This window comes from Polynucleobacter sp. AP-Feld-500C-C5, assembly GCF_018882265.1.
Lineage (GTDB): Bacteria > Pseudomonadota > Gammaproteobacteria > Burkholderiales > Burkholderiaceae > Polynucleobacter.
Genome location: NZ_JACVOW010000025.1, coordinates 108,174 through 121,951 on the forward strand (window position 1 = coordinate 108,174; position 13,778 = coordinate 121,951).

The window sequence follows — 13,778 nt, forward strand, 5'->3', positions numbered from 1 at the left end:
AAAGTATCTCGATATGAATCGCTACCCTCTTTGGAAATATATAGTTATCGCTGTTGCATTACTGATTGGCGGACTGTACTCATTACCTAATTTCTATGGTGAGGCGCCAGCGGTTCAGGTCTCGTCCGCCAAACCAACCATCAAGGTTGATTTGGCGACACAGTCTCGAGTTGAAAAGATCCTGACTGATGCTGATATCAAGAGCACTGGGATATTTTTTGAGAGCACTGGTAATGTAGGCTCCATCAAAATTCGCTTTAACAATACCGATATTCAATTACGTGCACGAGATCTCTTGCAGCAAAAATTGAATCTTGATCAAAATGATCCTAATTACACAGTTGCATTAAACCTCCTATCCAATACACCTGGCTGGTTAAATGCAATTAACGCCCTTCCAATGCCCCTAGGTCTGGACTTGCGCGGTGGAGTCTATTTCCTTCTTCAAGTGGATATGAAGGGCGCTGTACAGAAGAAAGTGACTTCTTTAGCGACCGATATCCGCAGTCAATTGCGAGATAAAAATATCCGTCATCAAGGCATTGATCGCGGCCCAGATTCTATCTCCATTAATTTTGGCAGCACTGCAGATGCCGATGCTGCGCGTTCGATATTGATGACTTCTCAACCAGAGCTCATTTGGCAAGTGAAACCAACTGGGCTTTCACCAAAATTAGTTGGTGAATTTAAACCAACAGCCTTAAAAGAAATTCAAGATAGCGCGGTTAAGCAAAATATTATTACCTTGAACAAGCGTGTCAATGAGTTAGCAGTAAAAGAGCCGGTCATTCAACAGCAAGGTGCTGAGCGTATCGTGGTACAGCTCCCGGGCGTTCAAGATACCGCACGTGCCAAAGATATTATTGGTCGTACAGCAACCTTAGAATCTCGCCTTGCCGATCCAATCGTTTCTTCGATTGGTCTTGGCGAAACGCCTCCTCCAGGTATGGATACCTTCCGCTTTGGTGAGAACCGCTTAGGTGTATTTAAAAAATCCGTGATTTTTAGCGGTGATCGTATTACTGACGCTAGCGCTGGCTTTGATCAAAACCAACGCCCTGCGGTCAATATCTCCTTGGATGCTGCTGGTGGTCGCGTGATGCAAGAAGTCACTCGTGAAAACATCGGTAAACCCATGGGCATGATTTTGTTTGAGAAGGGTAAGGGTGAAGTTCTCACGATTGCAACTATTCAAGGTGAATTCGGCTCTAAATTCCAAATTACCGGTCAACCGACTACCGAGAGCGCTAATGATTTGGCCCTGCTTCTGCGCGCTGGCTCTTTAGCGGCTCCAATGGAAATTATTGAAGAGCGCACTATTGGACCAAGCTTAGGCGCTGAGAATATTGAGAAGGGCTTCAAGTCTCTCTTAATTGGATTTGCTGCAATCGCGATTTTCATGATGGCTTACTACTTATTGTTTGGCACTTTCTCAGTCCTTGCTTTGGCTGTGAACTTGCTATTGTTGATTTCTGTGCTGTCGATGCTGCAAGCCACTCTCACCTTACCGGGTATTGCAGCGATGGCATTGGCACTCGGTATGGCTATTGACTCCAACGTGTTAATTAACGAACGTATTCGCGAGGAGTTGCGTAACGGCGCACCTCCACAAACTGCGATTGCCGTTGGCTTTGATAAGGCTTGGGCAACCATCTTGGACTCTAACGTGACGACCTTGATCGCTGGCTTAGCGCTCCTTGCCTTTGGTTCTGGCCCTATCAAAGGCTTTGCAGTGGTTCACTGCTTGGGCATTCTGACTTCAATGTTCTCAGCTGTCTTCTTCTCGCGCGGTCTTGTCAATCTTTGGTACGGCAGAAACAAGAAGACTCAAAAACTCGCGATCGGCCAAGTTTGGCGTCCACAGGGGAAATAAGCCATGGAATTTTTTCGAATCAAAAAAGATATTCCATTCATGCGCCATGCATTGGTGCTCAATGCAATATCTTTGATTACCTTTTTAGCAGCAGTTTTTTTCCTTTGGCAAAACGGCCTTCATCTTTCGATTGAATTTACCGGCGGTACGGTAATGGAAGTTACCTATCCTCAAACCGCCCCGCTAGAGTCCATTCGCTCTAAAGTCGAAAAACTGGGATATGCAGATAGCCAAATTCAGAACTTTGGTAGTTCACGTGATGTGATGATTCGCTTGCCTTTGCAAAAAGATGCTGAGGGCAAACTGATTTCCTCCGCAGACCAAAGCAATGCTGTGATGCAAGCGCTTGACCCAGCGACTTCTGGAGTGAAGCTGCAGCGTGTTGAATTCGTTGGTCCGCAAGTCGGTCAAGAGTTAGCGATTGATGGCTTAAAAGCCTTGATATTTGTGATTATTGGCATCGTGCTGTATCTCTCCTTCCGCTTTGAATGGAAGTTTGCTCTTGCCGGCATTATTGCAAACTTACATGATGTAGTGATCATTTTGGGCTTCTTTGCCTTCTTCCACTGGGAGTTCTCGCTCTCCGTATTGGCAGCTGTCCTCGCAGTTCTAGGCTACTCCGTAAATGAGTCTGTGGTGATCTTTGACCGAATTCGTGAGAACTTCCGCAAATATCGCAAGATGAATACCCGTGAAATTATTGATAACGCTATTACCAGCACCATCAGTCGGACCGTCATTACTCACGGCAGCACCGAGATGATGGTACTTGCTATGCTCATCTTTGGCGGACCAACACTGTTCTACTTTGCCTTGGCGCTGACTATCGGTATTTTGTTTGGTATTTACTCTTCAGTCTTCGTTGCTGCTGCATTAGCAATGTGGCTTGGTGTCACTCGGGAAGATTTGGTGAAGGGCGATAAAAAGCCAGATGACAATGCTCGCAATGATGACCCGAACTTCGGAGCACGGGTTTAAGCGAAACTAGCTTTAAGCCATTTTTTATTGATCAAGAGCAGCTAAGATTCTTTTGCTTGCCCCTTGATGCTCAATTGAGTACGTCTTCGCAGCCTCACTCATCTTGGTAAGTTCTGAGGAGTTTAAGAGCAAGCTCTTTAAAGACTCCACTAAAGCAGTCGTGTCACCCAAGAGCAAATCACCCTTGATTCGCTTTGCGGCGCCAACCGTAATTGCATCTAAAGCAGCTTGCTGAAAGTTATAGGTATACTCACCAAGCAATACTGGGCAACCAGCTGCACAAGCTTCAATGAGGTTCTGGCCACCGAAGGACAATAGGCTTCCACCCATCACCACTAAATCAGATGCGCTGTAGTACAGGGGCATCTCACCCATAGAATCGCCTAGGATCACATCTAATCCTGCACTATCTTTTGGTAAGCCAGACCACTCAGAACGGCGGCGAAACTTGAGGTCAGCAGCATGAATTTGATTAGCCACTTCGGCAAAGCGTTCTGGGTGACGGGGCACTAACAGAAGTAAAGGCTGTACTTCAAAAGCATTGCTCAGGAGCAAATCTTTCCAGGCTTTGAGAATAAGTCCTTCCTCACCATCACGCGTACTAGCAGCACATACCATGAGGCGCTTAGTAGCATGCAAATCATGTTGCCACTCTTTTCCTTGAGAAACTAGCTGAGGATCAAGGGGCACATCAAATTTCAGATTACCGGTGATGAGAACATTCTTTACGCCAAGGCTGCGATAACGCTGCGCATCAAATTCAGTTTGTGCCAGAACGCCTGCAAATGCCTGGAATAAAGCACGTCCGGCCTTACCAAAGCGCTTGATTCGACGAGCACTTCTTTCTGATAAACGGGCATTAACTAAAAATAAAGGCAAGTCAATTTCGGCACAACGAAATACTACGGTTGGCCAAGCCTCGGTTTCCATAAAGAGACCAAACTTGGGCTTGAATGTTTTTAAGAAATGTTCTACGCACCAACAGAGGTCATAAGGCAAATACACCTGACGAATTTGTCCTGCGGCAATCGCTTTAGCAAAGAGTTGCTTACCAGTACGACGACCATTTAAAGTCATGTGCGTGAGCAAAATAGATTCGCCCCTCGCAAGGTAGGCATCAATCAATGGTTGAGCTGCGCGAGTCTCACCAACAGAAACTGCATGAATCCAAATCGAGTCTTTGGTAATTGGTTTGTCATAACCAAAACCAAGACGCTCTGGGATGTGATGCAGATAGGCAAATGAATGGCGTGCGCGCCAAGCTAAACGGACAAAAGCCAATGGCAGCAAGAGATGCCAGAGCAGTTGATAAACTGCAAACCAGAATAGAGGACGCGCCCGGTATTCTGAATAGGAAGTCACACTCACTTTTTGAGACGTTCGGTCAATTCAACCGCCTTGCCAAGATAAGAAGATGGTGTCATCTCTAGTAAACGTGCTTTGGCATCTTCTGGAATCTTTAAACCACGAATAAAGTTTTGCAGATCCGCTTGATTGATCCCTTTGCCACGAGTCAATTCTTTTAATTGTTCATAGGGATTCTCAATGCCATAGCGACGCATCACGGTTTGTACTGGCTCAGCCAATACTTCCCAACATCCGTCTAAATCAGCTGCAATCGCAGCATGATTAACCTCCAATTTGCCAAGACCGCGCAGTGCGCTGTCATAAGCTAATACGCTATGACCAAATGCAGGGCCTAGATTACGCAAAACCGTTGAGTCAGTGAGGTCGCGCTGCCAACGAGAAATCGGTAACTTCTCCGCCAAGTGACGCAACAACGCATTAGCAACACCCAAGTTACCTTCAGAATTTTCAAAGTCGATAGGGTTGACTTTATGTGGCATGGTAGATGAACCAATCTCACCCGCTTTAGTGCGCTGCTTAAAGTAACCGACAGAAATATATGCCCAGAAATCACGATCCATGTCTAACAGAATCGTATTCGCACGCGCAATCGCATCAAACAATTGCGCCATACCATCATGCGGCTCAATTTGAATCGTGTAGGGATTGAAAGTTAAACCGAGGCGCTTCTCAACAACGCTCTTGGAGAAATTCTCCCAATCAAAATCAGGGTAAGCAGACAAATGTGCGTTGTAGTTACCAACGGCGCCATTCATTTTGCCAAGTAATGGGGCTGCGACAATGGATTCAATTGCGCGCTCTAGACGCTTGGCGATATTAGCAATCTCTTTACCCAGGGTACTCGGTGAAGCGGGTTGCCCATGTGTGCGCGAGAGTAATGGCACCTTGGCATGCTCAATAGCTAAATCAGTCAATACTGAAAGTACTTTGCGAAGCTGTGGCAAAAGTACTTCGTCACGCGCACCACGCAACATCAAACCATGTGAGGTATTGTTGATATCTTCAGATGTGCAGGCGAAATGAATGAACTCGCTCGCTTTTAATAAATCAGGGCGACCAGCTACTTTTTCTTTTAAGAAATATTCAACTGCCTTAACGTCATGATTGGTTACTGCTTCAATATCTTTAATACGCTGCGCATCGGCATCAGAAAAGTTTTCTGGCAAAGAAAGCAAAAAGGCTTCATCAGCGGCATTGATTTTAGGTACATCCGGGAGGCCCGCCCCCGCCAAAGCCAGCAACCAATGAATCTCCACAAAAACGCGCTGGCGCATGAAAGCAGCTTCAGATAGCCAGGGACGTAAGGCGTCTAGTTTTCCAGCATAGCGGCCATCTAGAGGGGAAAGGGCATTGAGGGTAGAAAGCGGCTGACTCACGAATATTGCCTTTGCATTGGATATTTCAATAAAACCTAATTTTAATGCGTTCTGCGCCTGGGTAAACCTGAGTTTGGTTGGCTATACTGTGCCCTATGAAACTGATCGGATCCCTTACCAGCCCCTACGTACGTAAAGTACGCATCGTTTTCTTGGAAAAAAAGCTTGATGTAGACCTTGAATTAGAGAATGTTTGGGCTGCAGACACCAAAATTACCAATTCCAACCCTTTGGGGAAGGTTCCGTGCCTGATTCCAGATGATGGCGAGCCAATCTATGACTCCCGCGTGATTGCAGAATATGCCGACGCCTTAAGCCCCGTCAGCAAGCTCATTCCTGCGAATAATCGTGAATGTGCGGCGGTTAAAACTTGGGAAGCCCTTGCTGACGGCGTGATGGATGCTGGTATTTTGGCTCGCCTAGAGCGCACTTGGCGCCCAGCGGACCAACAAAGCTCTGCTTGGGTTGATCGTCAAATGGGCAAAATTCAAAACTCGCTACGCCAAATGTCCGAGAAACTCGGTGGGAATGCATGGTGCCATGGCAATCAAATGACCTTGGCTGATGTTGCTGTTGGATGCGCAGTGGGCTATTTGTTGCTGCGTTTTCCAGATATCAAATGGCAAGCAGAATACCCAAACTTAGACCGCTTGTATCAAAAATTATTACAGCGCCCTTCGTTTATTGAAACTGAACCACCCGTTGCGTAAATTCTATTTTTACAATTAGGCGGAAATAATACCGCCGCCTAAACAGATATCGCCGTCGTATAAGACAGCAGATTGTCCAGGCGTTACTGCCCATTGAGCCTCTGAAAAATTCAAGCTGAAATTCAAAGACTCAGCGCCTGGATTCAAAGTGCAAGCTGAATCCGCTTGACGATAGCGTGTCTTTGCAGAGTAATTTCCAGGAGAGGGTGCAGTGCCCGCAATCCAACTAGCATCGATGGCCTCAAGCCGATTGGCCAATAGCCACGGGTGCTCATGACCCTGAACGACATACAAGGTGTTATTGACTATATCTTTGCGCGCGACATACCAAGCATCTCCGTTGCCATCTTGGCTCCCGCCTAGTCCAATACCCTTACGCTGGCCGAGCGTAAAAAACGCTAAACCCATATGTTCACCCACTATTTTTTCTTCGGGGGTTTTAATGGGACCCGGCACGCGCGGTAAGTAGCGATTTAAGAATTCTCTGAATGGTCTCTCGCCAATAAAACATATTCCAGTCGAATCTTTTTTGCGGGCGTTGTGTAAACCAATTTTTTCTGCAATCGTGCGCACTTCAGTTTTTGGAATTTCCCCCAAAGGGAATAAAACATTGGCTAACTGCTGCTGAGTTAAGCGATGCAAAAAATAGCTCTGATCTTTGGTGGCATCCAAGGCCTTCAATAATTGCACCCTGCCGCCCTCATGGCGTACTCTTGCATAGTGACCTGTAGCAATCGCATCTGCGCCCAAACTCATGGCGTGATCTAAGAAGGCCTTGAACTTAATTTCAGCATTACAAAGTACATCGGGATTAGGGGTTCGCCCTGCAGCATATTCGCGCAAAAACTCGGCAAATACCCGCTCACGATACTCGGCAGCAAAGTTGACTGCCTCAACATCAATGCCGATCAAATCCGCTACAGAAACGACATCCAACCAATCCTGGCGGGCGGAACAATATTCATCGTTATCGTCATCCTCCCAATTCTTCATAAAAAGGCCAATAACCTCATAGCCCTGCTCCTTCAGCATCCAAGCAGCAACTGACGAATCTACCCCTCCAGACATGCCTATGACGACTTTCTTGGGCTTTTTAAGGGGGGTTTCAGAAGAATTAGGCTGGCTCATCAAAAAAATGCGAAAATGCTTTATAGACAGATAAACCCCATTGTAGAAGTCTCAACCAGACTTCGCATGATTTTAGGCAAAACCATAGCCGGCAGCCCTGGGGTCCCAATAGATAGGTAAAACCTTCCCTGTTTATCTATAAAATAGATTCTTTATAAATTTTGCTTTTGGAGACATGCCATGCGCATAGGAGTGCCGCTGGAAACTAAATCTGGGGAAACGCGGGTTGCTGCCACACCAGAAACTGTTAAAAAATTAATTGCTCAAGGCCATACTGTTGTCATCCAAAAAGATGCTGGTGTCCAAGCAAGCCAACCTGACTCTGCTTATGTAGCCGTTGGTGCATCTATCGGTAGCGCAGCAGATGCCTTTGGCGCGGAAATTGTTCTCAAGGTGCGCGCTCCCGAAGCTGCAGAGCTGAAGCAAATGAACTCTGGTAGCGTACTCATTGGCATGCTCGATCCATTTGATAACGACAACATTGCTGCAATGGCTGCGCAAGGCATTACCGGCTTCTCATTAGAAGCTGCACCACGTACAACTCGCGCACAAAGCATGGATGTCTTGTCATCTCAAGCAAATATCGCTGGCTACAAAGCCGTGATGGTTGCTGCCAATGAATATCAACGTTTCATGCCAATGCTAATGACAGCTGCTGGCACGGTTAAGGCAGCGCGTGTATTGATTTTGGGTGCTGGCGTTGCTGGTTTACAAGCAATTGCAACAGCAAAACGTCTGGGTGCTGTGATTGAAGCATCTGATGTTCGTCCTGCGGCGAAAGAACAAATTGAATCTTTAGGCGCCAAGTTTGTTGATGTTCCGTATGAGACCGATGAAGAACGTGAAATTGCTAAAGGTGTTGGTGGCTATGCTCGCCCAATGCCAGAAGCCTGGATGAAGCGTCAAGCAGCATTGGTTGCAGAGCGTGCACAACAAGCTGATATTGTTATTGCCACTGCCTTGATCCCAGGTCGTAAACCGCCTGTTCTCTTGCATAGCGATACGGTTACCAATATGAAACCAGGCTCAATTGTGATCGACTTGGCTGCTGGTAAAGGAGATAACGGTTCAGGTAACTGCCCTCTCACTCAAGCAGACAAAGTAGTTGACGTTAATGGCGTGAAAATTGTCGGCTATACCAATCTAGCAAGCATGGTGGCTGCTGATGCCTCTGCACTCTATGCACGCAACTTACTTGACTTTATGAAACTCATCGTCGACAAAGAAGCGAAGTTAGTGATCCCAAGTGATGACGACATCGTGACTGCCTGCTTAATGTGTCGTGATGGTCAAGCCATCCGCAAAAACTAATAGAACATTCATACTAAGGAAACATCATGGATCTCGCTGCTTTTCAAAGCATCCTCACTGTTCAAAACATCACTGTGTTTGTATTGGCCATTTTTGTTGGCTACCACGTGGTTTGGAACGTCACTCCTGCGCTACACACACCTTTGATGGCTGTTACTAATGCTATTTCTGGAATTATCATTGTTGGCGCACTCTTGCAGACGGAAGTCATCGGCGGCGATGAAATTACCCTCACTAGCGTGATTGGTGCCGTTGCGGTTTTCTTAGCCTCAATTAATATTTTCGGTGGCTTTATGGTTACCCGTCGCATGCTAGAGATGTTTAAGAAAAAAGCACCTAAAGCAAATGCGGCTGATGTAGCCAAATAAATAGAACAAGATCTATAGAGACCAAAATAATGTCAAACATAACTGCTATTTCTTATCTCATTTCGTCGGTGTTATTCATCCTCGCATTGCGTGGCTTGTCATCACCAACTACCTCACGCCAAGGCAATACCTTCGGTATGGTTGGTATGTTGCTCGCCGTCATTACTACTTTCTTCATTCCGGACTTTAAGCCAGTCTTTTCGCTCATCATTGGCGCCGTTGTCGGTGGTGCCATTATTGGTACGATCGCAGCTAAACGTGTGCAAATGACCAAGATGCCTGAGCTCGTAGCATTGATGCACTCCTTTGTTGGTTTATCAGCAGTATTGATCGCGATTGCAGCAGTCTTTAATCCAGCACAAGACCATACTGGCGCGCAAAAGATTGAACTCTTTATTGGCGCATTTATTGGTGCCATCACCTTTACTGCATCAGTGATTGCTTTCGGTAAATTATCAGGCAAGGTCAGCGGTAAGCCGGTGACCTTCTCTGGTCAGCACTTACTGAACTTAGTCTTAGCTATTGCGATGGTTGGCGCTGGCATCGCTTACTACATGGGCGATAGCCATGCCGCTTTCTTGGCAATGTGCGCGATTGCCTTGGTATTAGGGGTGACCTTAATTATTCCTATCGGTGGCGCTGATATGCCAGTAGTGGTCTCCATGCTCAACAGCTACTCTGGTTGGGCAGCGGCAGGCATCGGCTTTACCTTGAACAACCCAGTATTGATCATTGCAGGCGCTTGCGTAGGTTCTTCAGGCGCAATTCTGTCTTACATTATGTGTAAGGCAATGAACCGCTCTATTGTTGCGGTATTGCTTGGTGGCTTTGGCGCTGAGGCAGCCGCTGGTGGCGGCGATGATGGTGGTCCTAAGAATTATAAAACTGGCTCCCCAGAAGATGCGGCCTTCCTAATGGAGAATGCTGATACTGTCATCATCGTTCCTGGTTATGGTCTCGCAGTTGCGCGCGCTCAACACGCCTTAAAAGAATTAACTGAGAAATTAACTCACCATGGTGTGACAGTGAAATACGCGATACACCCAGTGGCAGGTCGTATGCCTGGTCATATGAACGTTCTTTTAGCAGAAGCTGAAGTGCCATACGATCAAGTATTTGAAATGGAAGATATCAACAGCGACTTTGGACAGGCTGACGTTGTCTTAGTACTAGGTGCAAACGACGTGGTGAACCCTGCTGCTCGCACACCCGGTAGCCCCATTTTTGGCATGCCGATTTTGGAAGCCTTTAAAGCTAAAACAATTATTGTGAACAAACGCTCTATGGCTGCTGGCTACGCCGGTTTGGATAATGAACTCTTCTATATGGATAAAACCATGATGGTCTTCGGTGATGCGAAGAAGGTGGTTGAGGACATGGTCAAGGCTGTTGAGTAAGAGTAAACAATGAGTTACTTCAGAAAACCGCCTACGGGCGGTTTTTTAATGCGCTAAGATATGCCAAAGAAGTGTCAACAGAATGCTTCATCACTTCATAAGTCGAGACAATATGCAAATCAAGTCAGCATTACTAGCTTTACTCTTTTCCATATGTAATCTATTTTGGAATGGGTTCGCACACGCACAAACTAACTATCCCACTCGTACTATCCAAACCATCATGCCACTTCAAGCCGGTAGCGGTGTTGATATCTTGATGCGCCCGATTGCACAGAAAATGAGTGAGAGCTTGGGTCAAGCAATCACGATCGAGAATATCCCTGGAGGTGCAGGGTTAATTGGGACAGCCAAGGTCGCACAAAGTCCAGCTGATGGTTATGTTTTAGGTGCATTTAATGACAGCATCCTAACCATGTTGCCTAATCTTTATAAGAAGATTGATTACGATCCCGTACAAAGTTTTGCACCAATATCTGAAGTTGCTGCAATTACCTTTGTGATGGTTGCCAATCCGTCCTTTCCTGGCAACACTGCAGCAGACTTAGTGCGCATTGCCAAAGAGAAACCTGGCAAGATTGACTACGCCTCTGGAGGAAATGGCTCGCCACAACATATTGGTATGGAAATCTTCCGTCAATATACGGGCGCTCCCATTGTGCATATTCCTTATCGTGGTGCGACTGCTGCAGTCACTGACGTCATGGCTGGCCAAGTGCCCGTGATGATTAGTGCACTGTCTGTAGTGCTTCCCCATATTCGCGCCGGGAAGCTAAAGGTATTAGGGGTTGCCAGTAAAGCACGGTCTCCATTGCTGCCCAACACACCAACAATCAACGAAAGCGTGAAAGGGTATGAGTTCTCAACCTGGGGCGCTCTGCTAGCACCCAAAGGTACTTCACCAGTCATGATTGAAAAACTAAATGAGTCTTTAGCTACTGCTCTAAAGGACCCGAAAATACGGGAACAACTCATTCAGCAAGGCTTTGAATTTGTCCCACTTGGCCCAGATCATCTAAAAGAAATGATTGCACAGGGATTGGTAAGGATGAAAAAGGTCATCAAGGATGGCGGCATTCAGCCTGATTGATAAAGAAGAGTAAGCAATAAAAAACGCCTGGTCTTTTGAACCAGGCGTTTTTACTTCAACGATCAGATGACCGCAGAAATGAACAGCTATTACATCATGCCGCCCATTCCACCCATACCGCCCATGCCACCCATATCAGGCATACCGCCACCAGCAGACTCATCTTTTGGTGCTTCGGAGATTGCGCAGTCAGTAGTCAACAACAAACCAGCAACAGAAGCTGCATTTACCAATGCTGTCTTCGTCACCTTAGTTGGGTCGATCACACCTTGTGCAACGAGGTCACCGTATTCACCGGTAGCTGCGTTGTAGCCATTATTGCCTTTACTTTCTTGTACGGCATTCACAACTACACCAGCATCTTCACCGGCATTGCTGACAATAGTACGAAGTGGCTCTTGCATAGCGCGCAATACGATGCTGATACCAGCGTCTTGATCAGCGTTATCGCCTTTCAAGCCCTTGATGCCTTGCATCGCACGAATCAACGCAACGCCACCGCCAGGAACAATACCTTCTTCAACTGCGGCACGAGTAGCATGTAATGCGTCATCAACGCGAGCTTTCTTCTCTTTCATTTCAACTTCAGTAGCTGCGCCAACACGAATCACTGCAACACCGCCTGCCAACTTCGCAACGCGCTCTTGCAATTTTTCCTTGTCGTAGTCGCTAGTCGCTTCGTCGATCTGAACACGAATATTTTTCACGCGAGCTTCAATCGCTTTAGCATCGCCAGCACCATCAATAATGATGGTGTTTTCTTTGCCTACTTCGATACGCTTTGCTTGACCTAAGTGCTCAAGAGTCGTCTTCTCAAGTGTCAGGCCAATTTCTTCAGCAATAACAGTACCGCCAGTCAATATGGCGATGTCTTCTAACATTGCCTTACGACGATCACCGAAACCTGGAGCCTTAACAGCACAAGTTTTGATGATGCCGCGAATATTATTTACAACCAAAGTTGCCAAGGCTTCACCTTCAACATCTTCAGCGATGATCAACAATGGGCGACCAGACTTAGCCACTTGCTCGAGCACTGGGAGCAAATCACGGATGTTGGCAATTTTCTTGTCAAACAAGAGAACGTATGGAGATTCCAGTACCGCTACTTGTTTTTCTGGTTGATTAATGAAGTATGGAGAGAGGTAGCCACGGTCAAACTGCATACCTTCAACCACTTCAAGCTCATCTTCTAAAGACTTGCCATCTTCAACGGTGATAACACCCTCTTTGCCTACCTTTTCCATTGCTTCTGCAATACGCTGACCAATGCTATGGTCGCTGTTTGCAGAAATAGAACCTACTTGAGCAATTTCTTTAGTAGTAGTGCAAGGCTTGCTAATTTTTGCGAGCTCACCGATTGCGGCTGTGACAGCCTTGTCGATACCACGCTTCAAGTCCATTGGGTTATGACCTGAAACTACATACTTCATACCTTCGCGAACGATAGATTGCGCTAAAACAGTCGCAGTAGTTGTTCCGTCACCAGCGATATCTGCAGTTTTAGAAGCAACTTCCTTCACCATCTGCGCGCCCATGTTTTGAAGCTTGTCTTTGAGTTCGATTTCTTTTGCGACAGTTACACCATCTTTAGTGATGGTTGGACCACCGAATGAACGTTCAATAACTACGTTACGACCTTTTGGCCCCAAAGTAGTTTTTACTGCGTTCGCCAGAATATTGACGCCTTCGACCATCTTGGTGCGAGCGTTATCTCCAAATACAACGTCTTTTGCTGCCATGATTAAATTCCTCTCTTAAATACCGAAATTACTTCTGTACAACAGCCATGATGTCGTCTTCACGCATCACGATGAGTTCGTCGCCATCGACCTTAACGGTTTGACCAGCATATTTGCCAAACAACACGCGCTCGCCAACTTTGACGTCGAGTGCATTTAACTTGCCAGTTTCATCGCGCTTTCCTGGGCCAACTGCCAATACTTCACCTTGATCAGGCTTTTCTGCAGCCGCGTCAGGAATGATGATTCCAGATGCAGTTTTTGATTCTTGATCTAAACGCTTGATGATTACGCGATCATGTAAGGGACGCAAATTCATCTCTTCTCCTATGTTAGTAAGTGTTAACTCATTAAAAATCTATATAAATCAATGCTTTATAATCTCCCACAAACAAACTAAAGCTAATTTACTGGAAAACCAGCTTTTTAGCACTCGC

The 13,778-nt window shown here is 46.3% G+C and carries 12 protein-coding genes; 7 read left to right on the forward strand and 5 right to left on the reverse strand.

Annotation, left to right across the window (positions count from 1 at the left end; all coding sequences use genetic code 11):
- Window positions 1–13 precede the first annotated feature (13 nt).
- Complete coding sequence (gene secD / locus ICN21_RS10345; protein WP_215295771.1) at window positions 14–1,873, forward strand: protein translocase subunit SecD; 1,860 nt, start codon at window positions 14–16, stop codon at window positions 1,871–1,873.
- A 3-nt stretch (window positions 1,874–1,876) separates the two neighbouring features.
- Window positions 1,877–2,851, forward strand: a complete 975-nt coding sequence (secF, locus tag ICN21_RS10350; RefSeq protein WP_216178359.1) for a protein translocase subunit SecF — start codon at window positions 1,877–1,879, stop codon at window positions 2,849–2,851.
- Window positions 2,852–2,875: 24 nt separating this feature from the next.
- Here the strand turns inward: secF and ICN21_RS10355 are convergent, their stop codons facing one another.
- Both ICN21_RS10355 and purB read right to left on the reverse strand, forming a co-directional pair.
- Complete coding sequence (locus ICN21_RS10355) at window positions 2,876–4,213, reverse strand: 3-deoxy-D-manno-octulosonic acid transferase (RefSeq protein ID WP_370624088.1); 1,338 nt, start codon at window positions 4,211–4,213, stop codon at window positions 2,876–2,878.
- 2 nt (window positions 4,214–4,215) lie between these two features.
- Entirely contained in the window at window positions 4,216–5,595 is a 1,380-nt protein-coding gene (purB, locus tag ICN21_RS10360; protein ID WP_216124708.1) for an adenylosuccinate lyase, read from the reverse strand.
- 95 nt (window positions 5,596–5,690) lie between these two features.
- Here purB and ICN21_RS10365 point away from each other — a divergent pair, with 95 nt between their 5' ends.
- Window positions 5,691–6,305: a glutathione S-transferase gene (locus tag ICN21_RS10365; RefSeq protein ID WP_216178361.1), complete on the forward strand. Its 615-nt coding sequence runs from the start codon at window positions 5,691–5,693 to the stop codon at window positions 6,303–6,305.
- Between the two features lie 15 nt (window positions 6,306–6,320).
- Here the strand turns inward: ICN21_RS10365 and mnmA are convergent, their stop codons facing one another.
- Window positions 6,321–7,433 (reverse strand): tRNA 2-thiouridine(34) synthase MnmA, encoded by a 1,113-nt coding sequence (gene mnmA, locus ICN21_RS10370; RefSeq protein ID WP_215318904.1) that lies wholly within the window; start codon window positions 7,431–7,433, stop codon window positions 6,321–6,323.
- Between the two features lie 180 nt (window positions 7,434–7,613).
- On the opposite strand from mnmA, the gene ICN21_RS10375 reads away from it, so the two are divergent.
- From ICN21_RS10375 to ICN21_RS10390, 4 genes are all read left to right on the forward strand, one after another.
- On the forward strand, window positions 7,614–8,744 hold the full coding sequence (locus tag ICN21_RS10375) for a Re/Si-specific NAD(P)(+) transhydrogenase subunit alpha (protein ID WP_216178362.1): 1,131 nt from the start codon (window positions 7,614–7,616) through the stop codon (window positions 8,742–8,744).
- A 26-nt stretch (window positions 8,745–8,770) separates the two neighbouring features.
- The gene (locus tag ICN21_RS10380) at window positions 8,771–9,112 is read left to right on the forward strand and encodes a proton-translocating transhydrogenase family protein (RefSeq protein WP_216178363.1); all 342 of its coding nucleotides are present in this window, start codon (window positions 8,771–8,773) and stop codon (window positions 9,110–9,112) included.
- A 29-nt stretch (window positions 9,113–9,141) separates the two neighbouring features.
- A complete protein-coding gene (locus ICN21_RS10385) occupies window positions 9,142–10,509 on the forward strand; it encodes an NAD(P)(+) transhydrogenase (Re/Si-specific) subunit beta (protein WP_215295778.1) in 1,368 nt (455 codons plus the stop codon).
- 223 nt (window positions 10,510–10,732) lie between these two features.
- Window positions 10,733–11,599: a tripartite tricarboxylate transporter substrate binding protein gene (locus ICN21_RS10390; protein ID WP_216178364.1), complete on the forward strand. Its 867-nt coding sequence runs from the start codon at window positions 10,733–10,735 to the stop codon at window positions 11,597–11,599.
- An 89-nt stretch (window positions 11,600–11,688) separates the two neighbouring features.
- Here ICN21_RS10390 and groL read toward each other — a convergent pair whose 3' ends face one another.
- Both groL and ICN21_RS10400 read right to left on the reverse strand, forming a co-directional pair.
- A complete protein-coding gene (gene groL / locus ICN21_RS10395) occupies window positions 11,689–13,341 on the reverse strand; it encodes a chaperonin GroEL (protein WP_215295780.1) in 1,653 nt (550 codons plus the stop codon).
- Window positions 13,342–13,369: 28 nt separating this feature from the next.
- A complete protein-coding gene (locus tag ICN21_RS10400) occupies window positions 13,370–13,660 on the reverse strand; it encodes a co-chaperone GroES (protein WP_215295781.1) in 291 nt (96 codons plus the stop codon).
- Between the last annotated feature and the right edge of the window lie 118 nt (window positions 13,661–13,778).